This window comes from Citrobacter sp. HN-141, from assembly GCF_033341895.1.
GTDB lineage: Bacteria > Pseudomonadota > Gammaproteobacteria > Enterobacterales > Enterobacteriaceae > Citrobacter.
In genome coordinates this window covers 43,014-67,099 of record NZ_JAWPBF010000005.1, presented here as the reverse complement: position 1 = coordinate 67,099, position 24,086 = coordinate 43,014, and the positions used below count along the sequence as shown (strand labels likewise).

At 51.0% G+C, this 24,086-nt stretch carries 22 protein-coding genes and 1 other RNA gene; 12 read left to right on the top strand and 11 right to left on the bottom strand.

Annotation, left to right across the window (positions count from 1 at the left end):
• The first annotated feature begins 121 nt into the window (after positions 1-121).
• From RYZ59_RS07835 to lpp, 3 genes are all read left to right on the top strand, one after another.
• Positions 122-316: a hypothetical protein gene (locus RYZ59_RS07835; protein WP_245163452.1), complete on the top strand. Its 195-nt coding sequence runs from the start codon at positions 122-124 to the stop codon at positions 314-316.
• 7 nt (positions 317-323) lie between these two features.
• The gene (pykF, locus tag RYZ59_RS07830) at positions 324-1,736 is read left to right on the top strand and encodes a pyruvate kinase PykF (protein ID WP_137383325.1); all 1,413 of its coding nucleotides are present in this window, start codon (positions 324-326) and stop codon (positions 1,734-1,736) included.
• 307 nt (positions 1,737-2,043) lie between these two features.
• Complete coding sequence (gene lpp, locus RYZ59_RS07825; protein ID WP_003029373.1) at positions 2,044-2,280, top strand: murein lipoprotein Lpp; 237 nt, start codon at positions 2,044-2,046, stop codon at positions 2,278-2,280.
• A 66-nt stretch (positions 2,281-2,346) separates the two neighbouring features.
• Here the strand turns inward: lpp and RYZ59_RS07820 are convergent, their stop codons facing one another.
• The 8 genes from RYZ59_RS07820 to RYZ59_RS07785 form a co-directional block, all read right to left on the bottom strand.
• Positions 2,347-3,351: a L,D-transpeptidase family protein gene (locus RYZ59_RS07820; RefSeq protein WP_318046184.1), complete on the bottom strand. Its 1,005-nt coding sequence runs from the start codon at positions 3,349-3,351 to the stop codon at positions 2,347-2,349.
• 123 nt (positions 3,352-3,474) lie between these two features.
• Complete coding sequence (gene sufE / locus RYZ59_RS07815) at positions 3,475-3,891, bottom strand: cysteine desulfuration protein SufE (RefSeq protein WP_137383326.1); 417 nt, start codon at positions 3,889-3,891, stop codon at positions 3,475-3,477.
• A 12-nt stretch (positions 3,892-3,903) separates the two neighbouring features.
• A complete protein-coding gene (sufS, locus tag RYZ59_RS07810; protein ID WP_318045958.1) occupies positions 3,904-5,124 on the bottom strand; it encodes a cysteine desulfurase SufS in 1,221 nt (406 codons plus the stop codon).
• On the bottom strand, positions 5,121-6,392 hold the full coding sequence (gene sufD / locus RYZ59_RS07805) for a Fe-S cluster assembly protein SufD (protein WP_318045956.1): 1,272 nt from the start codon (positions 6,390-6,392) through the stop codon (positions 5,121-5,123). Before sufD ends, sufS begins: the two co-directional genes overlap by 4 nt.
• Positions 6,367-7,113, bottom strand: a complete 747-nt coding sequence (sufC, locus tag RYZ59_RS07800) for a Fe-S cluster assembly ATPase SufC (RefSeq protein ID WP_318045955.1) — start codon at positions 7,111-7,113, stop codon at positions 6,367-6,369. Before sufC ends, sufD begins: the two co-directional genes overlap by 26 nt.
• Before the next feature lie 16 nt (positions 7,114-7,129).
• Positions 7,130-8,617, bottom strand: coding sequence for a Fe-S cluster assembly protein SufB (sufB, locus tag RYZ59_RS07795; protein ID WP_061067803.1), 1,488 nt, complete (start codon positions 8,615-8,617; stop codon positions 7,130-7,132).
• An 8-nt stretch (positions 8,618-8,625) separates the two neighbouring features.
• Positions 8,626-8,994, bottom strand: a complete 369-nt coding sequence (gene sufA, locus RYZ59_RS07790) for a Fe-S cluster assembly scaffold SufA (RefSeq protein ID WP_137383330.1) — start codon at positions 8,992-8,994, stop codon at positions 8,626-8,628.
• Between the two features lie 497 nt (positions 8,995-9,491).
• The gene (locus tag RYZ59_RS07785) at positions 9,492-10,367 is read right to left on the bottom strand and encodes a LysR family transcriptional regulator (RefSeq protein ID WP_318045953.1); all 876 of its coding nucleotides are present in this window, start codon (positions 10,365-10,367) and stop codon (positions 9,492-9,494) included.
• A 122-nt stretch (positions 10,368-10,489) separates the two neighbouring features.
• Here RYZ59_RS07785 and RYZ59_RS07780 point away from each other — a divergent pair, with 122 nt between their 5' ends.
• Positions 10,490-11,341 (top strand): Vmh family MBL fold metallo-hydrolase, encoded by an 852-nt coding sequence (locus tag RYZ59_RS07780; protein WP_318045951.1) that lies wholly within the window; start codon positions 10,490-10,492, stop codon positions 11,339-11,341.
• 558 nt (positions 11,342-11,899) lie between these two features.
• Here RYZ59_RS07780 and RYZ59_RS07775 read toward each other — a convergent pair.
• From RYZ59_RS07775 to RYZ59_RS07765, 3 genes are all read right to left on the bottom strand, one after another.
• The gene (locus RYZ59_RS07775; RefSeq protein WP_005120249.1) at positions 11,900-12,088 is read right to left on the bottom strand and encodes a YdiH family protein; all 189 of its coding nucleotides are present in this window, start codon (positions 12,086-12,088) and stop codon (positions 11,900-11,902) included.
• A 77-nt stretch (positions 12,089-12,165) separates the two neighbouring features.
• Positions 12,166-12,576: a 1,4-dihydroxy-2-naphthoyl-CoA hydrolase gene (gene menI / locus RYZ59_RS07770; RefSeq protein WP_137383333.1), complete on the bottom strand. Its 411-nt coding sequence runs from the start codon at positions 12,574-12,576 to the stop codon at positions 12,166-12,168.
• Positions 12,573-15,629: an FAD-binding and (Fe-S)-binding domain-containing protein gene (locus tag RYZ59_RS07765; RefSeq protein WP_318045949.1), complete on the bottom strand. Its 3,057-nt coding sequence runs from the start codon at positions 15,627-15,629 to the stop codon at positions 12,573-12,575. The genes menI and RYZ59_RS07765 overlap by 4 nt, the downstream gene beginning before the upstream one ends.
• Positions 15,630-15,842: 213 nt before the next feature.
• Here RYZ59_RS07765 and ydiK point away from each other — a divergent pair, with 213 nt between their 5' ends.
• The 8 genes from ydiK to RYZ59_RS07725 all read left to right on the top strand — a co-directional run bounded on the left by ydiK (position 15,843) and on the right by RYZ59_RS07725 (position 24,074).
• A complete protein-coding gene (gene ydiK, locus RYZ59_RS07760; RefSeq protein ID WP_271440778.1) occupies positions 15,843-16,952 on the top strand; it encodes an AI-2E family transporter YdiK in 1,110 nt (369 codons plus the stop codon).
• Between the two features lie 188 nt (positions 16,953-17,140).
• Positions 17,141-17,248: antisense sRNA RprA (gene rprA / locus RYZ59_RS07755), an RNA gene on the top strand.
• A 191-nt stretch (positions 17,249-17,439) separates the two neighbouring features.
• The gene (locus RYZ59_RS07750) at positions 17,440-17,796 is read left to right on the top strand and encodes a YdiL family protein (RefSeq protein WP_318045946.1); all 357 of its coding nucleotides are present in this window, start codon (positions 17,440-17,442) and stop codon (positions 17,794-17,796) included.
• Between the two features lie 146 nt (positions 17,797-17,942).
• On the top strand, positions 17,943-19,163 hold the full coding sequence (locus RYZ59_RS07745) for an MFS transporter (protein ID WP_318045944.1): 1,221 nt from the start codon (positions 17,943-17,945) through the stop codon (positions 19,161-19,163).
• Between the two features lie 242 nt (positions 19,164-19,405).
• Complete coding sequence (locus tag RYZ59_RS07740) at positions 19,406-20,641, top strand: MFS transporter (RefSeq protein WP_318045942.1); 1,236 nt, start codon at positions 19,406-19,408, stop codon at positions 20,639-20,641.
• A 21-nt stretch (positions 20,642-20,662) separates the two neighbouring features.
• A complete protein-coding gene (ydiB, locus tag RYZ59_RS07735) occupies positions 20,663-21,529 on the top strand; it encodes a quinate/shikimate dehydrogenase (RefSeq protein WP_318045940.1) in 867 nt (288 codons plus the stop codon).
• A 34-nt stretch (positions 21,530-21,563) separates the two neighbouring features.
• Positions 21,564-22,322 (top strand): type I 3-dehydroquinate dehydratase, encoded by a 759-nt coding sequence (aroD, locus tag RYZ59_RS07730; RefSeq protein ID WP_318045938.1) that lies wholly within the window; start codon positions 21,564-21,566, stop codon positions 22,320-22,322.
• Between the two features lie 156 nt (positions 22,323-22,478).
• The gene (locus RYZ59_RS07725; protein WP_318045936.1) at positions 22,479-24,074 is read left to right on the top strand and encodes an acyl CoA:acetate/3-ketoacid CoA transferase; all 1,596 of its coding nucleotides are present in this window, start codon (positions 22,479-22,481) and stop codon (positions 24,072-24,074) included.
• The last annotated feature ends 12 nt before the right edge of the window (positions 24,075-24,086 follow it).

Here is a 24,086-nt window from a genome sequence, read left to right as displayed (position 1 = left end):
ATTTAATGCAGATTCTTTGTGAAACTGCACAGAACTCTTTTGAAACGCTGTTTCCATTTTCCTTTTTGATAATTTTCAGCGTATAATGCGCGCCAATTGTCTCTTGAATGGTTTCAGCACATTGACCTGTAAAACTCAACGACTACAAAACTCACCATCCCGTTGGGCTGAAACGCAAGCACACATTCCTCTGCACGCTTTATCGATGTCACCTATTCTTAGAGCGAGGCATCACAACTTTCGTAACTCAGGTTTAGCTTTCCATCCGTGCGCGATGGAAGCCAGATTTCCATATCCTTCTCAACTTAAAGACTAAGACTGTCATGAAAAAGACGAAAATTGTTTGCACCATCGGTCCGAAAACCGAATCCGAAGAGATGTTATCCAAAATGCTGGACGCGGGCATGAACGTCATGCGTCTGAACTTCTCCCACGGTGATTACGCAGAACACGGTCAGCGCATCAAGAATTTGCGCAACGTCATGAGCAAAACCGGTAAAAAAGCCGCGATTCTGCTCGATACCAAAGGTCCGGAAATCCGTACCATTAAGCTGGAAGGCGGCAACGACGTTTCTCTGAAAGCGGGCCAGACCTTCACTTTCACTACCGACAAATCTGTTGTAGGTAACAACGAAATCGTTGCGGTTACCTATGAAGGCTTCACGAAAGACCTGTCTGTCGGCAACACCGTACTGGTTGATGATGGCCTGATTGGCATGGAAGTTACCGCTATTGAAGGTAACAAAGTTATCTGTAAAGTGCTGAACAACGGCGATCTGGGCGAAAACAAAGGCGTTAACCTGCCAGGCGTTTCCATTGCCCTGCCAGCACTGGCTGAAAAAGACAAACAGGACCTGATCTTCGGTTGTGAGCAAGGCGTTGACTTCGTTGCGGCCTCCTTTATCCGTAAACGTTCTGACGTCGTTGAAATCCGTGAGCATCTGAAAGCACACGGCGGCGAAAACATCCAGATCATCTCCAAGATTGAAAACCAGGAAGGCCTGAACAACTTCGACGAAATCCTCGAAGCATCCGACGGCATCATGGTTGCTCGTGGCGACATGGGCGTAGAGATCCCGGTTGAAGAAGTTATCTTCGCGCAGAAGATGATCATCGAGAAATGTATCCGTGCACGTAAGGTTGTTATCACTGCGACCCAGATGCTGGATTCCATGATCAAAAACCCGCGTCCGACCCGTGCTGAAGCCGGCGACGTTGCGAACGCCATCCTCGACGGCACCGATGCCGTTATGCTGTCTGGTGAATCCGCGAAAGGTAAATACCCGCTGGAAGCGGTGACCATCATGGCCACCATCTGCGAACGTACCGACCGTGTGATGACCAGCCGTCTGGACTTCAATAATGACAGCCGCAAACTGCGCATAACTGAAGCAGTGTGCCGTGGCGCTGTTGAAACTGCAGAAAAACTGGATGCTCCGCTGATCGTCGTGGCAACCCAGGGCGGTAAATCTGCACGTGCTGTGCGTAAATACTTCCCGGATGCCACCATCCTGGCGCTGACCACCAACGAAACTACCGCTCGCCAGCTGGTGCTGAGCAAAGGTGTCGTTGCACAGGTTGTTAAAGAAATCACCTCTACTGATGATTTCTACCGTCTGGGCAAAGAAGTGGCCCTGGAAAGCGGTCTGGCACAGAAAGGTGACGTCGTTGTTATGGTTTCCGGCGCACTGGTTCCGAGCGGCACGACCAATACGGCATCTGTTCACGTGCTGTAATAATTCCATCGCGAATTAATTTGCTTAAAAAGCGCCCTTGCGGCGCTTTTTTATTTTCTTGATAGCCACGATTAATAAAAAATCAAATCGGATTTCACTATCTAATCTGGGATTATCTAAGATGAATCCGATGGAAGCTTTCTGTTTTCTCTCGGGTTTTTGGCTGTTTTTGCACAATTCGATGCTTCTTTGAGCGAACGATCAAAAATAAGTGCATTCCCATCAAAAAAATATTCTCAACATAAAAAACTTTGTGTAATACTTGTAACGCTACATGGAGATTAACTCAATCTAGAGGGTATTAATAATGAATCGTACTAAACTGGTACTGGGCGCGGTAATCCTGGGTTCTACTCTGCTGGCAGGTTGCTCCAGCAACGCTAAAATCGATCAGCTGTCTTCTGACGTTCAGACTCTGAACGCTAAAGTTGACCAGCTGAGCAACGACGTGAACGCAATGCGTTCCGACGTTCAGGCTGCTAAAGATGACGCAGCTCGCGCTAACCAGCGTCTGGACAACGCAGCTACTAAATACCGCAAGTAATAGTATCTGTGTAATAAAAATGGCGCACATTGTGCGCCATTTTTTTGCCCGTTATTTCCTTCCCTGTCACTGCGTTGTGCGCATCTGCGCATCCTCCCCTGGCGCACCGTTCTGCGCTGACGTCACTTCTGGTCCATTGGCAACAACCGGCGTCTGCCCGACACTAACGGTCACGGGATAACCCGCACGGCGATACAGCGCTCTCTCAACCAGACTGTTATCGACGGCCTTATTCTCTTTGAACTGATTAAAACCTGCCGGTAATACATAGGGCATGGTCTGAACGTTTTGTTCCTCTTCCGGTGATAACGGCCTGTGCACCTCAACATAGCGCATACCATTTGGCTCAACGGAGTACTTTATCGGCTCGTTGATCACTCTGACAGGCGTACCTGGCCGCACCTGCTCGAACAGCGCTTTGATATCCGGCGCGTTCATACGGATACAACCAGAGCTTACGCGCAGGCCAACACTGTCGGGTGCGCTGGTCCCATGGATCAGGTATTCACCATTTCCATGCGCCAGACGCAATGCAAAGCGTCCTAACGGGTTATTTGGCCCCGCAGGTACTACCGGCGGTAATGTGATGCCGCGCTCCAGAGAGCGCTTACGGATGCCCGGTGTAGGCGTCCAGGTCGGATTGGGTATTTTCTGCCCAATACGGGTTTCCATCACCGGTGTTTCCAGCCCCTGCAAACCAATGCCAATAGGGAATACCTGAACAATATTTTCTCCCGGCGGGAAGTAATACAAACGCAGTTCCGCCAGATTCACAATAATGCCTTCGCGTGGCACATCCGGTAGCAATAATTGTGAGGGAATGGTAATCAGGGTTCCAGGCCTGGGTACGGGGGCTATGGTGTTATTTGCTTCAAGGATCAGCATTGCAGCGGTGTCAAAACGCCGGGCTATCGCCTGGAGATTCTTATCGCCTTCCTGCACGGTGTAGGTTTGATTTTGCCCAACAAGACGGCTATTCGCCGCAGGCAACGGATAATCGACCGCCCAAGCGGTCTGTATAGCGCTGTAAGCGCCGATCAGCATTAACGTAATAATAGACGCGCGTTTCATACTCACTCACCCCCCTGGCGTTATTGCCGGATGACGGCAAGCGTCCGATCCGGCCTACGAGTCATTGCGGTGCCTTTCACGGAATCATTCCAGTCAGCCTGAAAGATGACGTGTTTTATCAGTTTAGCTAAGAGTTGCGGCTTTGGAGCGGATCGCCCGTATCATCGCTTCCAGTCCCTGTGAACGTGAAGGTGTGAGATGCTGTGCGAGCGCCATTTTTTCGAACCACGGACGCACATCAAAATTCACAATATCCTGAGCCGTCATCCGGTCATACAAAATGAAGACGACGGCGATAAGTCCTTTCACAATTGCCGCATCACTGTCGCCCTGTAATTCAATAATACCTTCAGCATTCTGCCGCATAACAATCCATACCTGACTTTGACATCCCTGAATGCTATTTTCCGGGCAGCGATCGTCGGCAGTTAATTCCGGCAGTCGCTGACCCAGCTCAATGATGTACAGGTATTTCTCTTCCCAATTAGCGCAACGCAGAAAATTACGCAACAGTTTTTCTTTATCCGGTAGCGCAGCCATAATGCCTCCCTGTTATCCCAGCAAGTGATGAATACGCTTGAGTCCCGTCACCAGGCGATCCACTTCTTCATGGGTGTTATACATGGCAATGGAAGCCCGGCACATCGCAGGAACGTGATAATAAGCCATCAACGGCATCGCGCAGTGATGCCCCGTGCGCACGGCAATTCCATAGTTATCAAGAAAGCTACCGACGTCATACGCGTGATGCTTGCCCAGGTTAAAGGCGATCACGCCTAAACGGTTTTCCGGGCCGTAGAGCGTCAGATTAGGTACCTCCGCCAGTTGCTCCAGCGCATAACGCATCATGAACTGCTCATATTCACTGATTTCAGTAAGCCCCAGCGCGCTAACGTATTCAATGGCCGCTCCCAGACCGATAATCCCTCCGGTGTTCGGCGTTCCGGCTTCAAAACGCCAGGGGGCTTTGGCCCACGTCGTTCCCTGGCTCAGACTGACGGTTGCTATCATCGAGCCACCGCCTTCCCACGGCGGCATTTCCTGCAGCAACAACTCTCTGGCATACAGCACGCCAATGCCGGTGGGTCCATACAGCTTATGACCGGAGAAAACATAAAAGTCACAATCCAGTGCCTGCACGTCCACCGGGTGATGCATGACCGCCTGCGCGCCGTCTACCAGCACTTTTGCGCCGAACTGATGCGCCAGCTCAATCATCTCCGGCAGCGGGTTTTCCGTGCCCAGGACATTCGAAACGTGGGTAATGGCCAGCAGTTGCGTGCGGTCATCAAACAGCGTCGGCAATGTTTCCAGTTGCAACGTCCCATCGGCATTCAGTGGGATAACACGCAGTTCCGCCCCTACACGGGCGCACAGCATCTGCCAGGGGACAATATTGGCGTGGTGCTCCATTTCACTAATGATGATGTTATCACCCGCCCGGACATTGCTACTGCCCCAGCTGTTCGCCACCAGGTTGATGCCCTCCGTCGTGCCGCGGACAAACACCAGTTCTTCGGCAGAACGTGCGTTAATAAACAATGACGCCAGCTTGCGTACATTCTCCATTTTTTCCGTCGCCTGGGCGCTGAGCGTATGAATACCCCGATGGACTGCCGCATAGCCATGCCGATAAAACTCAGCCTCGGCATCAATCACCTGGTTGGGCTTTTGCGCGCTGGCAGCACTGTCGAGGTAAGCCAGCGGTAAGCCGTTGACCTCGCGCGTCAGGACCGGAAAGTCCGCCCGTACTTTTTCAATGGGAAATGTCATGCTACGCCTCCCGGCAGACGTTGGGCTATCCGCGCCAGTACCTGTTGTTTCAGCGTTTCATCGCTCAGGGCTTCCGTCAGCTCAGCGGCAAACGCGTAGAGAATCATCTGTTGGGCATCCTGCTGGCCAATCCCACGCGAACGCAGATAGAACATCTGTTCATCGTCGATCCGCCCTACCGTCGCCCCGTGGCTGCATTTCACGTCATCAGCGTAGATTTCCAGTTGCGGCTTGGTATCCACTTCTGCCAGTTTACCGAGCAGTAAATTATTGTTCGTCATCTGACCGTCAGTTTTAATGGCATGCTGCGCCACGTTAATCAGGCCATTAAACACCGCCCGGCCTTTATCGCTGACAATCGTTTTATGTAACTGGCGGCTGTTGCAATACCCCTTATTGTGCTCAAGCCAGGTTCGGGTATCGCAAACTTCATTTTTCACCGGCATCGCCAGGCTGTTAAGGCGCAGCGTGCTGTTCTCCCCATTAAGCTGGGTACTGGTGTTATGGCGTAATACCGCACCACCGAGTAAGAAGCTGTAACTCATCGCCGTCGCATCGGCCCCTAACTGGATATCGTTATGCGCGAAATGGTGGCTGGCCGGATTCTCAAACGCCAGTTTGATATGGTGCAAATGGGCATTTGCCGCCACGTTCATCGTTAAGCGCGCACCGGTAAAATGTCGATGCGCATTCAGGCTAACATAGTGCTCAATGACGGTAGCTTCTGCGCCTTCGGCCAGTTCAAGATGGTGGCGATAGTGCGCGGTATTCACCTCATCACCCGCCAGCCCCTGGGTGATATGCATCAACAGCAGCGGTTTCGCTGGACGTTGATGTCGTTTGACCTGAATGTGCGTGACGCTGCGTGAAAGGCTTTCGGTCAGATGCAGGAACACCTCTGGCTGGATAGCCGCAGGGAGTGCCTGACGCGCATCATCAACGGTAATGTCAAAGCCGCTGCCGTCCATGCTGTCGCTAAGCGCTTCGCAGTACTGACCGTCAACAAACACCAGACGTAGGGCATCAATAGCGCCGCTCAGCGCGTCGCACTGTGCTGACGTTATTGCAGAAAAACGACTGACAAACTGGCCGTTGGTTAACCCTTCCAGCGGCGTATATTTCCAGTCCTCATGTTTACGCGTCGGCAACCCCAGCCGCAACATCTGTTGCAGGTGTTGTTGCGCATGCTGTGAGCGACGCTCACCCTGCGCTTCAAACAGATGATGCCACTGCTGGAGCACGTTACTGCTGTTCACTAAGCCAGCCATACCCTTGCTCCTCCAGCTGTTTAACCAACGTAAAATCACCGGACTTCACAATGCGCCCCTGGTAGAGAACGTGGACGTAATCGGGTTTGATATAGTCGAGGATTCGCTGGTAGTGGGTGACAATAACAAACGAACGCTTTCCGTCACGCAATGCGTTCACGCCGTCAGCGACGATTTTCAGCGCGTCGATATCCAGACCAGAGTCAGACTCATCAAGAATGCACAGCTGGGGTTCCAGTACCGCCATTTGCAGAATGTCGTTACGTTTTTTCTCCCCACCGGAGAAACCCACGTTTACCGAACGGGTGAGCAAATCTGCCGGCATCTTCAACAACGCAATTTTCTCTTCCATCAGATCCTGGAAGTCAAAGCGGTCCAGCGACTCTTCGCCACGGTAGCTGCGCACCGCATTCAGTGCCGTTTGCAGGAAAAACTGATTGCTGACGCCGGGGATCTCCACCGGATACTGAAATGCCATAAAGATCCCTTCACCGGCCCGGTCTTCCGGTGACAGTTCCAGCAAGTTCTTACCGTTAAACTCAGCCGTCCCGCCCGTGACTTCATAATCTTCTCGTCCGGCGAGTGTCGCAGACAACGTGCTTTTCCCGGAACCGTTCGGCCCCATAATGGCGTGTACTTCCCCGGGGCGAATCTCAAGACTCAGCCCACGCAGGATCGCCTTCTCTTCCACACTGACCTGTAAATCTTTAATGCTTAACATGTGCTTTCCTTAAATTTTAGCCGACGCTGTGTTCAAGACTTATGGCGAGAAGTTTTTGCGCTTCCACAGCAAATTCCAGCGGCAGCTCAGAGAACACGTCTTTACAGAAGCCATTGACGATCATTGAAATAGCATCTTCCTCGCTGATGCCACGTTGCAGGCAGTAGAACAACTGGTCTTCACCAATGCGCGAGGTCGTCGCTTCATGTTCAAGCTGAGCGCTGTTGTTTCGGCACTCAACATACGGGAAGGTATGTGCCCCACAGTCCGCACCAATCAGCATTGAGTCACATTGGGTGTAGTTACGGGCGTTAGTGGCAGTTGGCATAATTTTCACTAAGCCGCGGTAGCTGTTCTGGCTATGTCCGGCGGAAATCCCTTTCGAGATAATGGTCGATTTCGTGTTCTTGCCAATGTGGATCATTTTGGTGCCGGTATCGGCCTGCTGATGGCCGCTGGTCAGCGCAACGGAGTAGAATTCGCCGATCGAATTATCACCGCGCAGAATGCAGCTCGGGTATTTCCAGGTAATGGCTGAACCGGTCTCTGACTGCGTCCATGACATTTTGCTGTTTTCACCTTCACACAGCGCACGTTTGGTCACGAAATTCAGGATACCGCCGGTATTGCCATCGCCGGGGAACCAGTTTTGTACCGTGGAATACTTCACCTCAGCATCTTTATGGATGATCACCTCAACCACCGCCGCATGCAGCTGGTAACTGTCACGCACCGGCGCCGAACAACCTTCGATATAGCTGACGTAACTCCCCTCATCCGCCACCAGAATCGTGCGTTCAAACTGTCCGGTTTTTTCTGCATTGATACGGAAATAGGTCGACAGTTCCATTGGGCAGCGCACGCCTTTCGGCACATAAATAAACGTGCCGTCCGATGCTACCGCCGCATTCAGCGCGGCAAAGAAGTTGTCATTCCCCGGGACGACGGTACCGAGGTATTTTTTTACCAGTTCAGGATGATCGTGGATGGCCTCGCCGAACGAGCAGAAAATAATACCCTGCTCCGCCAGCTTATCGCGGTAGGTCGTTGCGACTGACACCGAATCGAAAATGGCATCCACCGCCACTTCTTTGCCTTCACGGACCGGCACGCCAAGCTGCTCGAACGCGTCTTCAACCTCTTTGCTTAAAAACGCATTCGCGCCCGTTTGTTGCACCGCTCCCGGCTCAGAGGCGCAGGTTTCATCACAGTTGCCGCAAGAAGGTGCCGAGTAATAGCTGTAATCCTGGTAGTTCAGTTTGTCATAGTGCGCTTTTAGCCAGTGTGGTTCTTCCATCGTCAGCCACGCGTTAAACGCATTCAGCCGGAATTCCAGCATCCAGTCGGGTTCATTTCGTTTTGCCGAAATTGCCCGCACCACCTCTTCGTTGATCCCTTTGGCCAGCTCATCGGTTTTGAGTTGGGTAAAGAACCCCTCTTTGTAATTGAGGTGCCCGCCAGCCCAGGTGTTGACATCGTCAGTTGCTTCAGTATTACGAGACATAGTACCGCCTATACCCCAAAGCTTTCGCCACAGCCACATTCGTTCTGGGCTTTCGGGTTATGAAATTTAAATAACTGATTTAATCCTTCCCGCACGAAATCGACTTCAGTTCCATCGATAAACGGCATCGCCTGTAACGGGACATAAAGTCTGGCGCCCTCTGTTTCAAATAGCAGATCGTCTTTCTCAGGTTGCCTGACGGTGTCCAGCACATAGCCGAATCCCGCGCACCCGGTTTGTTTCACGCCTAATCGCACGCCCAACATATCGGGTTGCCTTGCCACCAGTTCACGGATATGCGCTGCTGCCGCTGGCGTTAACGTCAGCCCGCGCCACGCAAAATCGTTGGGATTAAATGTTCCTGAATGCAATTCCATAGAGTTACCTCGAGTCATTAGCTTGCAAGCTATAACACCATGTTAGTGATAATGATTATCACTTCAACCCCTCAACAGCAGGGGCATTCGGGTTAACAGCCCTTTTTGACGACTTTTAGTAAGCATAGACCCTGCGGCGAGGGTTAACAGGGATGGATTTTTTTGTTCAATGCATTGATTAATAATAGATTATGAATATGTAATCGTTCCGGCAGGTCAAATGCCAAAAGATGTATAGATAATGTCTATTTAAGGGATAGGTGGGGATGACTACGGCGGGAGTAATGCGGTTCAAAACGCATGTGGGCCATAAAAAACCCTTAAGTCTGCTTGCTTTGCTGACAGACTTAAGGGTTCCGACCCCATCCGGCGCTTATCTCCGGCACTCACAATGGCTTAGCTCTTGAAGGGGCACTAGGAAGAATCTCATACCCTGAGAAATTTTTTTTAACACAAATTGCGCTTTGACTATTTTATAAATATGCTCAATCACATAGTTAGCGCGGTGTCTCATTCAGTGCGTCCAACAACAGTCGCAGCCCCGCTGGCTGGTGATCGCGGGAAAGATATAAACCATAAATCGGCAGACGTTTAGGCTGGAGTTGGGGTAGAAGCCGTATTAATCTCCCCTGCGCCAGCCCTTCTCTCGCCTCTTGCTCAGGAACCAACGCAATCCCCATCCCCGCCAGAGCGGATTCACATAGCAGCGACGAGATACCGGCGCTTAAATTACCTTTAATGGCCACCGTGACGGCTTGCCCTTGCTCATCCAGAAAATGCCATGACTTTCCAGCGAATCCGCTGTAATAAAGGCAATTATGCTGCGCAAGATCGTCGACGGTTTTTGGGATGCCATGCTGGTTAAGGTAATCCACGGAGGCACATAACACCGATTCACAATCCCCTAAGCGCCGGGCAATCGTTCCGGGCTCGGGATTTTCCGTGATGCGGATCGCCACATCGATACGCTCCCCAACCAGGCTTACCGGTTGATTGTTGATCTCAACTTCAATGCGGAGTTCAGGATAGCGAGCAAGAAACGCGGGCAGCACCGGCGCCAGAATATGTATGGCAGTAAAATGTGCACACGCCACCCGTAACGTGCCTGATGGGGTTTGCGCGAGCCCGGCAGCACCGATATCTCGCGAAAGCTGTGCCAGGGTGCGGGTTTTCATCAACGCTTCTTCGCCGGCAGGTGTGATTGTCAACCGTCGTGACGAACGATGGATAAGCCGCGCCCCGGCCCACTTTTCCATCTCATCCAGATAGCGACTGACCATCGGTCGGGAAAGCCCCAGCGCACGCGCGGCGGCACTCAAACTGCCTAAATCACAGATGTGGTTAAAAACGGTTGCCGCCATGACTCTGTCCATTGCATCCCATCCGATCGTTTTATGAAACTCAGCATGTCCTGATATGGGAATTCTAACAGATCCGAATTTCCTTAAAATACGGGAACGATCAAAAGACAATGTCCTGCACAAGGTTCCCCGTTATGAAAATCAATACACTGGCTATGCTGTTACCCCTGTTTGCCTCTTCGGCGTTTGCCGCTCCACTACAGCTGGATGTCTATAATCCGCAGGAAAAGGCTATTTTCCCGGTCTCTTCTACGCTGGTGTCCGGCCCGAAAGAAGCCATTTTGTTTGATGCCCAATTCAGCACCAAAGACGGTGAAAAACTGGTGCAAATGATTCGCTCCAGCGGTAAGACGCTGAAAGCCATTGTGATCACGTCTGGCGATCCGGATTTCTATTTTGGCCTTGAGCCACTCGTCAAAGCCTTCCCCGGTGTCAACGTGCTGGCTACACCGCACGTGGTGGATCATATTCGTGCCACCAAAGAAGGCAAATTACAGTTCTGGGGCCCACAGATGAAAGACGGTGCCCCCACTTCGCTCACTGTACCGCAGGCCACCACGCAAACACGCTTTACGGTTGATGGCGAAACGCTGGAATTACGCCATCCTAATGACTATGCGGCATATGTCTGGATCCCGGCGAACCGCGCCATCATTGGCGGAACCGGTATCGCTTCAGGTATTCACGTCTGGACAGCGGACACGCAGTCATCGGCAGAGCGCATGTCATGGCGTAACGTGCTGAGCGAAATGCAGCAATTGCATCCCGCCCAAGTGGTTCCCGGTCATTATATTGGTGAACGCCCGGCGGGTGATAAAGCGATTCGCTTCACCCAGGATTACCTTCAGTCGTTTGAACAGGCGCTGGACGCGAAAAAAGGTTCAGCCTACGTGATAAAAACAATGACCGCAGCATGGCCGGGTCTTGCTGACGAAAGCTCTCTGGAACTGAGTGCGAAAGTGAATACCGGTGAGATGAAGTGGTAAACAATATTTAAGGCAAAAAATAACCCCGAACATGTGTCGTAATGCAGTTCAGTTAACATTTTAGTTTCAGAAAGCATCAACATGTGTTGGCGGGGTAATGAACATGCTCTCTCAGAGAAAGGGTTCCGTTCACCTCATGTTCATCGCTTCTCTGTACACTGAACGCCAGTGAACGTGTTAAGGGTGCTATCACCGCACCCTTAACAATCCCGGCTCCCGGCACGGAAAATCGATGAGGCGTTGACGGCTGACCGGGGCTGCCCGCAGGGATGCGGGCAGAGGGGACGGCCTGCAGGGACGCAGGCTCGACCCCGACCCGACAGGCAGACGGCATAAGACGAATAACTCGCGCAGCGACGATTTTCCCGCCGGGAGCCTGGGATGCAAGGGAGGCGGCGGTGAGCCTCCCTTGCACGTTCACGTGTATAGCGATATCAGAGAAGCGATGAACATAAGGTGAACGGAAACTTATTCAGAGTAAAACGTTCTCCAGACATGCTTAACTGACTGGCATTACGAACATGTGCCGGGTTTTTTATTACGACAGGCATACCGGAATCAATGAACGCCCAGGCGCCAGGCAAAATAGATCTCTTCTTTCAGTTCAGTTGAAGAGAGCGTTAATAAATCGGCAAACTCCAGCTCTAATTGTTTCAGTCTTTTCAGGTACTGAGCCGGTGAAAGATCGGTTTTATCACGACGTAAAAATTCTATTGCCAGTTGGGCCGGGTCTAATTGGGTAGACATATCATCCTCGCTTGTGTTCAGAACCTGCACAGTATAACACCATTACCTGCGCAGATAATGACCAAACTCAACATGCGTCACAAAATAGCGGTCGTCAGTCGTGAGGTGCAGCATAACCGACCCTGCTCATCGAAGATTTCGATTTGCCACACCTGATGACGTGAACCGGTATGCACAGGGCTGCACACCCCTCTGACGAGCCCTTCACGTGCAGAACGAACGTGGTTGGCGTTAATCTCAAGGCCCACCACTTTCTGATCGCCCTGCGTACACAGATATCCAGCCACCGAGCCAATACTCTCAGCCAGCACGACAGACGCCCCGCCGTGCAGCAAACCAAAGGGTTGTTTGGTGCGATGGTCCACGGGCATTGTGGCTTCCAGAGTATTGTCGCCGATATGCACAAAACGAATATCGAGCAGCCCTACCATATTTCCTTCACCCATGGCGTTGAGCGCCTCGAGTGTGACTTCACGTTTCCAGATCATCCTATAATCTCCAGTAATGCCTGTAATGGGTGGCGAACGCCCGTGCCTTCTACGCGTTTAACCTGGCTGCGACAGGAGTACCCGGCTGCCAGACAACGGTTACGCGGCAATCGTTGCATTGCCTGGTGCCATGATAACTCATAGATCCCTAAAGAGTTCTGGTGATTCTTCACTTCATGGCCATACGTACCCGCCATCCCGCAGCACCCCACGCTGACATTTTCCAGTTTGGCCCCAAACCGGGCAAAAATCGCGGCCCACTGCGCAGGCGCTCCCGGCAAAGCGGTCACTTCGGTGCAGTGTCCAAAGAAGTACCACGGTTCGCCACCGATAGCGACCGGCGGTTGTGACGCCAGTACAGCCGATAACCACTCATTAACCAGTAAGACATGGAAATCACCGCGCTGCTCGCCGAGCGCCAGCTTGTATTCATCGCGATAACATAGCACCAGCGCCGGATCGACACCGACCATCGGGATATTCAGCTTGGCCACCCGGTTGAGGAATTCAGCGGTCTTTCTCGCCGTTTTCGCAAACCGGTTTAAAAAGCCCTTTATATGCTGCGCTTTGCCGTTAGGCGAGAATGGCAACAGCACCGGCTGTAAACCCAATTTTTCGACCAGTCGGATGAAGTCAGCCACGACCTGTGCATCGTAATAGCTGGTGAAAGGGTCCTGCACCACCAGCACCGTACGGGCTTTTTGCTCCTGGCTGAGAGCTTCAAGCTGTTCCAGCGTCATATTGGCCGAACGATGCCCGACCAGCTGTCGTTGTAATGATGGCGCAGACAACAGCGGCAAATCCACCATGCCGATGTGTTTTTTAGCCAGATTACGTACCAGCGGTTGATTGATGAAAAAGTTGAACGTTTTAGGCGCACGCGCCATTAGCGGTGCATAACTCTCAACGGTGGCGACCATGTGATCGCGAAGCGGGCGCAGATAGCGCGTGTGATACAGCTGCAGGAAGCGCGAGCGGAATTCCGGAACATCGATTTTTATCGGGCACTGCGTAGAACAGGCTTTACATGCCAAACACCCGGACATCGCCTCTTTCACTTCATGTGAGAAATCATACTCGCCCTTACGCGCATGCCAGCTGTTGCGGGTTCGGGCGATTAGCGTACGTAAACTGGCACGTTTTTCTGGCAACTCTTTTTCCAGTTTCACGGGGTCGATCCCACGATCGGCCAACAGACGCAACCATTCCCGAACCAGCGTTGCCCGCCCTTTTGGCGAGTGAATGCGATTAAGGCTAATTTTCATCGACGGACACATCGGGCTTTTCGCATCAAAGTTAAAGCATAACCCGTTGCCGTTACACTCCATTGCCCCACGCCACTCCTGGCGAACGGCCAGCGGGATCTGGCGGTCATACGTTCCGCGCTTCACCGCGTCCACTTTCATCATCGGCGCATCAACACCTTCCGGTGGACAGATTTTCCCCGGATTGAGCCGGTTTTGCGGATCAAACGCCGACTTCACTTTACGCAGTTCGCGATACAGTTCTTCGCCAAAGAATGCCGGGCTGTACTCAGCACGGAAACCTTTTCCGTGTTCGCCCCACAGCAGACCACCATATTTTGCCGTCAGCGCGACCACATCATCAGAGATGCGTTTCATCAGCACTTCTTGTTGTGGATCGCACATATCCAGCGCCGGTCTGACGTGCAGTACCCCGGCATCCACGTGACCAAACATGCCATAGCTCAGGCCATGGCTATCGAGTAGCGCACGGAACTCGGCAATATAGTCGGCCAGGTGTTCCGGCGGTACGCAGGTATCTTCGGCAAACGGAATCGGCTTCGCAGAGCCTTTGGCATTACCCAGCAGACCAACGGCCTTTTTCCGCATGGCGTAGATGCGCTCGACGCCGGCCAGTTCGGTACACAGCTGCCAGCCAATCACACCGGCTTCCTGCCGGGTAATTAGCCCGTCCAGGCGTTCACACAGCGCACTGACCTGCGAATCAATTAATGCTTCATCATCACCCGCAAACTCGACGATATTCAGCCCGAGCATCTCTTTATCCGGGACATCGGTAATCAATTCGCTGACGGAGTGCCAGACAATATCTTCCCGCGCCAGATTAAGCACTTTGGAATCGACGGTTTCGACCGACAGCGCACGCGCCTCCACCATCACCGGCGCATTACGCAATGCAGAGTCAAACGAATCGTATTTGACGTTGACCAGCCGCCGAACTTTAGGCAGCGGCGTGATATCAAGGCGGGCTTCGGTGATAAATGCCAGCGTACCTTCAGAGCCCGTAAGGATGCGGGTTAAATCAAACTCGGTCATCTCATCATTGAAGACGTGCCGCAGGTCGTAGCCGGTTAAAAAGCGATTGAGCTTGGGGAACTTGTCAATGATCAACTGCCGATTCTCACGACACCGTTCATAAACCGTTTTATAGATACGCCCAATCGCCGTATTGTTTTTACCGAGCATTTCGGCAAATTCAACCGGCATCGGCTGGGTATCGAGAATATCCCCGCCCATTAATACCGCGCGAATACCCAGCACGTGATCGGAGGTTTTACCGTAGACCAGCGAACCTTGCCCGGAAGCGTCGGTGTTGATCATTCCCCCCAACGTCGCCCGGTTACTGGTGGACAATTCAGGCGCAAAGAAATAGCCGTAGGGTTTCAGATATTGGTTAAGCTGATCTTTTATCACCCCCGCCTCTACCCGTACCCAACCTTCCTGCACATTGATTTCGATGATGCGGCTCATGTAACGGGACATATCAACAATAATGCCCTGATTAAGCGCCTGACCGTTGGTGCCTGTACCGCCGCCGCGCGGGGTAAAAATCAACGACGAAAAGAGCGGTTCTGACGCCAGGCGGGCGATAAGCGCCACATCAGCCGTCGAACGAGGGAAAACCACGGCATCAGGCAGAAGCTGATAGATACTGTTATCCGTCGACATTGTCAGACGATCGGCATAGCTCGTTGCCGTATCGCCTGTGAACCCTTGCTGCTCCAGTGCCTGCAAAAAATTGAGCACCAGTTGAACGACACCTGGCGCCTGAGAAATTTGTGGAATCATTATAGTGACCCTTTCCTGCGGTCTGTGTTGTGAATTTAATCGTTTGCGTGTTGCTTTGTTTGTTGTATCACATTTTTTTCTAATACGCTCAGCAGATTTACAGGCAGAATCCGCCTGTTCAAAACCGCTGAAATTGCTCATCATTATAGAGTGTGATTAACGTGTTCACGTCGCGTCAACGTTCTGACGCAAAGACAAAGGTGAAAAGTATTTATGGTAAATTTCCGTCAGCCCAGGGATATTGCACAAGTGCTGCTATCGGTGCTGTTTTTAGCCATCATGATTGTGGCCTGTCTCTGGATTGTGCAACCCTTTATCCTCGGCTTCGCCTGGGCAGGTACGGTGGTCATTGCGACCTGGCCCATCCTGATACGTATACAAAAATTGCTGTGGGGACGCCGTTCGCTGGCCGTGCTGGTGATGACCCTGTTGTTAGTTCTGTTATTCATTATTCCTATCGCTCTGTTGGTCAACAGCATCGTTGATGGCAGTGGTCCTTTGATCCATGCCGTTACCGCCGGCGATATGACGCTGCCGGATCTGGCGTGGTTAAACAGTATTCCGCTGGTGGGTGCCAAACTCTATGGCGCATGGCACAGCCTGTTGGATATGGGCGGTTCGGCTATCATGGCTAAGGTTCGTCCCTATATCGGTACCACAACCACCTGGTTTGTTGGTCAGGCCGCGCATATTGGCCGCTTTATGATGCACTGTGGCTTGATGTTGCTATTCAGCGCCCTGCTGTACTGGCGCGGTGAGCAGGTGGCGCTAGGCATTCGCCACTTCGCCTGCCGTCTTGCATCGAAACGCGGTGACGCTGCAATCCTGTTGGCAGCACAGGCTATTCGTGCGGTTGCATTAGGCGTGGTCGTCACCGCGCTGGTGCAGGCCGTCCTCGGCGGTATTGGTCTGGCGGTAACGGGGGTACCTTATGCGACGCTACTGGCGGTGTTGATGATCCTCTCCTGTCTGGTGCAACTGGGGCCTTTACCGGTACTGGTTCCGGCCATTATCTGGCTTTACTGGACGGGTGACTCTACCTGGGGCACGGTGCTGTTGGTGTGGAGTGGCGTGGTCGGAACACTGGATAACGTTATTCGTCCGATGCTGATTCGTATGGGTGCTGATTTGCCATTGATCCTTATTCTGTCCGGGGTTATCGGTGGGCTGATTGCATTCGGTATGATTGGTCTGTTTATCGGCCCAGTGGTACTGGCTGTTTCATGGCGCCTGTTCTCCGCATGGGTCAACGAAGCCCCTGCACCGGGCACCGACCCGGACCAAATCCTCGAAGAAATCGCTGAAATCGAAAGCAATAAGTAGTACAGCATCAGGCGGCAACATTGCCGCCTGATTGTTTAATATTGCTGATAAACACATCACCGCTCCCCGAACCAAACCCAACGCCAGCCCTGTGGGAGTACTCATTTATGTCGCAAATTCTTTACAGTTTTTAAACTATTGAGATGAATCTGATCGACGTGAAAAACCCGCATGCCTACTATTACCCCAAGGCTTTAGATCAACACATTGATTTATAAGCATGGAAATCCCCTGAGTGAAATAACGAATTGCTGTGTGTAGTCTTTGCCCATCTCCCACGATGGGCTTTTTTTTATCCTGAACTCTCCCCCTAACGACCTACATCGCATCAGCTAGCCCATTGCTTTATTTCACTCTCACACCAAATGCACCGACTTCACAGATTAATAACAAATAATATTGCACAAGATACTGTGACTCTCTTCAAGCCGAAATATCCACATTAATGTTATTACTATTCCACTGTCTTTTATGAAGTGATTAAATAATGAACGCATTAGAATTGCAGGCTATCCGTCATATTTTTGCTATGACGGTGGAAGAAAGCGCCGCGTATATCGCGCGGGATGGCGACATTGTCGCCTGGCAACAATGGGAAAGCGGTGAAAAAGAAATCCCGGAAAACATCGCGCGCATTTGTACAGAAATGAAAGCAAAGAGAAAGTTAAGAATTAACGCGATCATCGAAAAAATAAATAATCGTATCGGTAATAACACGATGCGTTTTTTCCCCGATCTGGTTTCTTTTCAGGCAGTTTATAGCCACGACAATTTTCTCGACTGGAAAATCTATCAATCGGTTGCTGTGGAACTCTATGCACACAACCTTGAGCGTTTGTGTTAAGCGGTTATAACGTCACCACTACGTTGCAACACGGGCACCCGACAATATGCCCTCGCTCACGCGCAGTCTGCATACAATTTGGGCTAACACGCCCTACGCGACACAAAACACAACATCCATTTAGCCTCTTCGCTGAGTAACACATTATGAAAAACACCTATTTCTCCACTGCGATAGGGCTGTACCTTAATTACCTGGTACACGGTATGGGGGTCATTCTAATGTCCCTCAATATGTCCTCACTTGAACAACAGTGGCAAACTAATGCAGCGGGGGTCTCGATTGTCATCTCCTCCCTTGGTATTGGTCGGTTAAGCGTTCTATTAGTTGCAGGCATGCTCTCCGATCGCTATGGCCGCAGACCGTTTATCATTTTTGGCATGATCTGCTACCTAATCTTCTTTTTTGGCATCATCAATACTCATAGCATTGTGATTGCCTACGCCTTTGGTTTTTTAGCGGGAATGGCAAACAGTTTTCTTGATGCCGGAACCTACCCCAGCCTGATGGAAGCCTTCCCCCGCTCGCCCAGCACCGCCAATATTCTGATTAAAGCCTTTGTGTCCAGCGGCCAGTTTCTGTTGCCGATGGTTATCAGCCTGCTGGTATGGGCTGAACTCTGGTTTGGCTGGTCCTTCTTGCTGGCGGCGGGAATTATAGCGCTCAACGGCATATTTTTGTTTCGCTGCCGCTTCCCTGCACATCCGGGCCCGCAGCATTCCATCACACCATCATCCGCATTACAGGAACCTGTTCAGCCGGATCATCGTTGTTCCCTTCTCGATCTGGGGAGTTACACCCTGTATGGCTATATCTCGATGGCCACATTTTATCTGGTTAGCCAGTGGCTGGCACAGTATGGTCAGTTTGTCGCCGGTATGCCGTATACGTTATCTATCAAACTGTTAAGTATTTACACCTGTGGTTCGCTGCTGTGCGTATTCATTACTGCTCCTCTGGCGAGAAAAGCGGGTCGTGCCACGTCTCTGTTGATGCTGTACACCTTTATCTCCTTTATCGCGCTGCTGGCGGTTTGCCTGCATCCAACAACCTGGGTCGTGATTACATTCGCCTTTGTCATCGGGTTCTCCTCAGCCGGAGGCGTCGTACAAATCGGTCTAACGCTAATGGCCGCTCGCTTTCCGCAGGCGAAAGGTAAAGCTACCGGTATTTACTACAGCGCGGGCAGTATCGCGACCTTCACGATCCCACTGATTACCGCCAGACTCTCCGAAACCAGCATTGCGCACATCATGTGGTTTGATACGGGTATCGCTGCGCTCGGTTTCCTGTTGGCACTGTTTATTGGTTATCGCAGCCGGCTTGCAGCAAAGCGTCAGTTAAACATGGCGCCACTCGCACAATAACGCGGGTGCAATATTGTTCCTCTCTTCTGCAAAATAATTGGACGTATTTTTAAAACAACGGCAAAACGTCGGCCTGACGAATTAGGTTTCACAGTTTGATATGCAATATACCTGGTAACTTAAACGCCATGCTATGTAGGTACAATAACTACTGCCCGGTATATTAATCACAAGGTCGCCGAAATTTAAACTACACCGACGAGCACAGAATAATTTTAAAATCCGCAAGGAGTTGTGAAAAAATGTCTCAGAAAAAGACCTTTAACACGCCATTTCTTCTGGCGATAACCTGTATTTATTTCAGTTATTTTTTACACGGTATTAGCGTCATCACCCTGGCGCAAAACATGACCTCCCTGGCTGAAAAGTTTTCAACCGATAATGCAGGGATTGCCTATCTAATTTCCGGTATTGGTCTTGGGCGACTGGTCAGTATTTTATTCTTTGGCGTTCTCTCAGATAAGTTCGGTCGTCGGGCTATCATTCTGTTAGGCGTTATTCTATATATGCTGTTCTTCTTCGGTATTCCCGCCAGCCCCAATCTGATGGTTGCCTTTATTCTGGCTGTATGCGTTGGCGTAGCGAATTCGGCGCTGGATACCGGCGGCTATCCGGCGTTAATGGAATGTTTCCCCAAAGCATCCGGCTCGGCGGTTATTCTGGTTAAAGCCATGGTGTCGTTTGGCCAGATGATTTACCCCATCATCGTCAGTACCATGCTGCTCAACCATGTCTGGTACGGCTATGCGGTCATCATCCCGGGTGTACTGTTCGTGATCATCACCCTGATGCTGTTAAAAAGTCGCTTTCCCAGCCAGATGGTGGACGCGGGCCTCGCCAAAGATCTGCCACAGATGAACAGTAAACCCTTGGTCTGGCTGGAAGGTGTCGCTTCCGTGCTGTTTGGGGTTGCCGCATTCTCAACCTTTTATGTCATCGTGGTCTGGATGCCGAAATATGCCATGGCATTTGCTGGCATGGCAGAAACTGATGCACTAAAAACCATCTCTTACTACAGCATGGGATCGCTGGTCTGCGTATTCATCTTTGCTGCCCTCCTGAAGAAAATGGTTCGCCCCATTTGGGCTAACGTTTTTAACGCTGGTCTGGCAAGCATTACCGCTGCGGTCATTTATTTGTATCCCTCTCCGCTGGTTTGTAACGCAGGATCGTTTCTGATTGGCTTCTCTGCTGCTGGCGGTATTTTACAGCTCGGTGTCTCGGTGATGTCGGAGTTTTTCCCGAAGAGCAAAGCCAAAGTCACCAGTGTTTATATGATGATGGGTGGTGTAGCCAACTTTATTATCCCACTGATCACCGGGTACCTTTCGAACATCGGCCTGCAATACATCATTTTGCTGGACCTTGCATTTGCTCTGCTGGCATTCATCACCGCCATCATCGTCTTTATTCGCTATTACCGCGTATTTGATATCCCCAAAAATGATGTGCGGTTGGGCGAACGTTATTTTCAATAAATTGTTTAGAAGGAGTATCAAATGGACGTAACTGCAAAATATGAACTGATTGGTCTGATGGCCTACCCTATCAGACACAGTCTGTCCCCTGAAATGCAAAATAAAGCATTAGAAAAAGCGGGTCTGCCTTTTACTTACATGGCATTTGAAGTCAATAACTCAACATTTGCTAATGCAATTGCCGGTTTAAAAGCGTTAAAAATGCGCGGCACCGGGGTTTCCATGCCCAATAAACAGCTGGCCTGTGAATATGTTGATGAATTAACGCCTGCCGCCAAACTGGTTGGCGCAATCAACACCATCGTGAATGATGATGGCTACCTGCGTGGTTACAACACCGACGGCACCGGTCATATTCGCGCGATTAAAGAAAGCGGCTTCGATATTAAAGGTAAAACCATGGTACTGTTGGGCGCGGGCGGCGCGTCTACAGCCATTGGCGCTCAGGCAGCCATTGAAGGCATCAAAGAAATTAAGATCTTTAACCGTAAAGATGAGTTCTTTGAAAAGGCGCAGGCATTCGCCAAACGTGTTAATGAAAACACTGACTGCGTTGTCACCGTGATCGACCTTGCCGATCGCCAGGCTTTTGCCGAAGCCCTCGCCAGCGCGGATATTTTGACCAACGGCACGAAAGTCGGCATGAAACCGCTGGATAACGAATCTATCGTGACCGACGTTTCCCTGCTACGCCCGGAACTGCTGGTGACCGAATGTGTGTATAACCCACATATGACCAGGTTATTGCAACAGGCACAACAGGCCGGTTGCAAAACGATTGATGGTTACGGCATGTTGTTGTGGCAAGGGGCTGAGCAGTTCAAGCTCTGGACCGGGAAAGATTTCCCGCTGGAGTATGTCAAACAGGTTATGGGTTTTGCAGCCTGATGGGCAGTATTTGTGAATAGTTAAAGGGTAATCAATGAAAACCGTAACCGTAAGAAACCTCGTGATTGGCGAGGGTGCGCCGAAGATCATTGTCTCGCTGATGGGTAAAGACATCTCAACGGTAAAAAGCGAAGCACTGGCCTATCGCGAAGCGGATTTCGACATCCTGGAATGGCGTGTTGACCATTTCGCCGATGTCGCTTCCATTGACGCAGTGCTGGAAGCCGCACGTGCAATCCGTGATGTGATGGTGGACAAACCGTTGCTGTTCACCTTCCGTAGCGCACAGGAAGGGGGGGAGCAGGCACTGTCTGTCGAAAACTATATTGCATTAAACCGCGCAGCAGTGGACAGCGGTCTGGTGGATATGATCGACCTGGAGCTTTTCACCGGTGATGACCTGGTTAAAGCCACCGTCGAGCATGCACACGCGAAAAATGTCTTCGTTATTATGTCGAACCATGATTTTCACAAGACACCTGCGGCCGATGATATTGTCCAGCGACTGCGTAAAATGCAGGAACTTGGTGCAGATATTCCCAAAATCGCGTTGATGCCGCAAAGCAAAACGGATGTGCTGACATTGCTTAGCGCCACGCTGGAGATGCAGGAACGCTACGCCGACCGCCCAATTATTACCATGTCAATGGCGAAAACTGGTGTGATCTCACGACTGTCCGGCGAAGTCTTCGGCTCAGCGGCGACGTTTGGCGCGGTGAAAAAAGCCTCGGCCCCAGGACAAATCTCCGTAACCGATCTACGCACCGTTCTGACAATATTACACCAGGCTTAATAGCTGAATATTTTTAAATTGCAATAAATAACGCCCTGCCCCAGATATTCGTTTTACCACGAATATCTGGCAGACGATTAAATATTTTTAAATAACGCAAAACACTATTATCGAATATAGCGATAGGTATTCGCACGAATATAACCTGGAGTTTATATGAAACTGTCAAGACCAACACGTTTAAATGGTCGGGTACCGGTATTATCTGCAGCTGACGCAATTGATTATATTCCGGATGAAGCCACCCTCTGCGTATTAGGCGCTGGCGGTGGGATACTTGAGGCCACAACATTAATTAATGCACTGGCCGAGAAATATAAAAATAGCCAATCCCCGCGTAATTTGTCACTAATTAGCCCGACAGGACTGGGCGACCGCGCAGACCGGGGTATTAGTCCACTGGCACAGGAAGGTTTAGTTAAATGGGCGTTGTGCGGCCACTGGGGACAATCCCCACGTATCTCTGACCTCGCGGAACAAAATAAAATTGCCGCCTACAACTATCCACAAGGCGTATTAACACAAACACTGCGTGCCTCTGCGGCCCATCAGCCAGGCATTTTGAGTGATATCGGTATTGGCACGTTTGTCGATCCCCGCCAACAAGGTGGCAAACTCAATGAAGTAACCACCGAAGATCTGATCAAACTGGTAGAAATTGATAACAAAGAGTATCTCTACTACAAAGCCATTGCGCCGAATATCGCCTTTATTCGCGCCACCACCTGTGACAGCGAAGGCTACGCCACCTTTGAAGACGAAGTGATGTATCTCGATGCGCTGGTCATCGCGCAGGCTGTGCATAACAACGGCGGCATAGTCATGATGCAGGTACAAAAAATGGTGAAGAAAGCCACACTGCACCCTAAAGCCGTGCGGATCCCTGGCTATCTGGTGGATATCGTCGTTATCGATCCTGAACAGACTCAGCTGTATGGCGGAGCGCCGGTTAACCGCTTTATTTCAGGCGATTTTATCCTTGATGACAGCCTGCAAACTGCCCTGCCGCTTAACCAACGTAAACTGGTAGCCCGACGTGCGCTGTTCGAAATGCGGAAAGGTGCAGTGGGTAACGTTGGCGTAGGAATTGCCGACGGTATTGGTCTCGTTGCGCGGGAAGAAGGCTGCGCCGATGACTTCATACTGACGGTTGAAACCGGGCCAATCGGCGGTATTACCTCACAGGGCATCGCTTTTGGGGCCAACGTCAATACCCGCGCTATTCTGGATATGACCTCCCAGTTTGACTTCTACCACGGTGGCGGTCTGGATGTGTGCTATTTAAGTTTCGCCGAAGTCGATCAGCACGGCAACGTCGGTGTGCATAAATTCAATGGCAAGATCATGGGCACTGGCGGTTTTATTGATATCAGCGCCACCTCGAAGAAAATTATTTTCTGCGGCACCCTGACGGCCGGAAGTCTGAAAACGGATGTTGCCGACGGTAAATTGAATATCGTGCAGGAAGGTCGGGTGAAGAAATTCGTTAGCGAATTACCTGAAATCACCTTCAGTGGAAAAATTGCCCTCGAACGTGGACTGGATGTGCGTTACATCACCGAACGCGCCGTATTTACGTTAAAAGAAGATGGCCTCCATTTAGTGGAAATTGCCCCAGGTGTTTCTTTACAGGAAGACATTCTGGACAAAATGGATTTCGCTCCCGTTATTTCTCCAGACCTGAAACTGATGGACCAAAGATTATTTATCGATGCCACGATGGGTTTTGTTTTGCCCGACGCCGCCAATTAAAAGGAGTACCCT

Bases quoted from the DNA above. Each gene is read 5' to 3' on its own strand.
- sufB (WP_061067803.1), bottom strand. From the start codon at position 8,617: ATGTCTCGTAATACTGAAGCAACTGACGATGTCAACACCTGGGCTGGC.
- RYZ59_RS07745 (WP_318045944.1), top strand. From the start codon at position 17,943: ATGAAAAACACCTATTTCTCCACTGCGATAGGGCTGTACCTTAATTAC.
- sufS (WP_318045958.1), bottom strand. From the start codon at position 5,124: ATGACATTTCCCATTGAAAAAGTACGGGCGGACTTTCCGGTCCTGACG.
- ydiK (WP_271440778.1), top strand. From the start codon at position 15,843: ATGGTAAATTTCCGTCAGCCCAGGGATATTGCACAAGTGCTGCTATCG.
- RYZ59_RS07820 (WP_318046184.1), bottom strand. From the start codon at position 3,351: ATGAAACGCGCGTCTATTATTACGTTAATGCTGATCGGCGCTTACAGC.
- ydiB (WP_318045940.1), top strand. From the start codon at position 20,663: ATGGACGTAACTGCAAAATATGAACTGATTGGTCTGATGGCCTACCCT.
- RYZ59_RS07780 (WP_318045951.1), top strand. From the start codon at position 10,490: ATGAAAATCAATACACTGGCTATGCTGTTACCCCTGTTTGCCTCTTCG.
- pykF (WP_137383325.1), top strand. From the start codon at position 324: ATGAAAAAGACGAAAATTGTTTGCACCATCGGTCCGAAAACCGAATCC.
- RYZ59_RS07775 (WP_005120249.1), bottom strand. From the start codon at position 12,088: ATGTCTACCCAATTAGACCCGGCCCAACTGGCAATAGAATTTTTACGT.
- RYZ59_RS07765 (WP_318045949.1), bottom strand. From the start codon at position 15,629: ATGATTCCACAAATTTCTCAGGCGCCAGGTGTCGTTCAACTGGTGCTC.
- RYZ59_RS07750 (WP_318045946.1), top strand. From the start codon at position 17,440: ATGAACGCATTAGAATTGCAGGCTATCCGTCATATTTTTGCTATGACG.
- lpp (WP_003029373.1), top strand. From the start codon at position 2,044: ATGAATCGTACTAAACTGGTACTGGGCGCGGTAATCCTGGGTTCTACT.
- aroD (WP_318045938.1), top strand. From the start codon at position 21,564: ATGAAAACCGTAACCGTAAGAAACCTCGTGATTGGCGAGGGTGCGCCG.
- menI (WP_137383333.1), bottom strand. From the start codon at position 12,576: ATGATCTGGAAACGTGAAGTCACACTCGAGGCGCTCAACGCCATGGGT.
- sufD (WP_318045956.1), bottom strand. From the start codon at position 6,392: ATGGCTGGCTTAGTGAACAGCAGTAACGTGCTCCAGCAGTGGCATCAT.
- RYZ59_RS07785 (WP_318045953.1), bottom strand. From the start codon at position 10,367: ATGGACAGAGTCATGGCGGCAACCGTTTTTAACCACATCTGTGATTTA.
- RYZ59_RS07740 (WP_318045942.1), top strand. From the start codon at position 19,406: ATGTCTCAGAAAAAGACCTTTAACACGCCATTTCTTCTGGCGATAACC.
- sufA (WP_137383330.1), bottom strand. From the start codon at position 8,994: ATGGAATTGCATTCAGGAACATTTAATCCCAACGATTTTGCGTGGCGC.
- sufE (WP_137383326.1), bottom strand. From the start codon at position 3,891: ATGGCTGCGCTACCGGATAAAGAAAAACTGTTGCGTAATTTTCTGCGT.
- sufC (WP_318045955.1), bottom strand. From the start codon at position 7,113: ATGTTAAGCATTAAAGATTTACAGGTCAGTGTGGAAGAGAAGGCGATC.
- RYZ59_RS07725 (WP_318045936.1), top strand. From the start codon at position 22,479: ATGAAACTGTCAAGACCAACACGTTTAAATGGTCGGGTACCGGTATTA.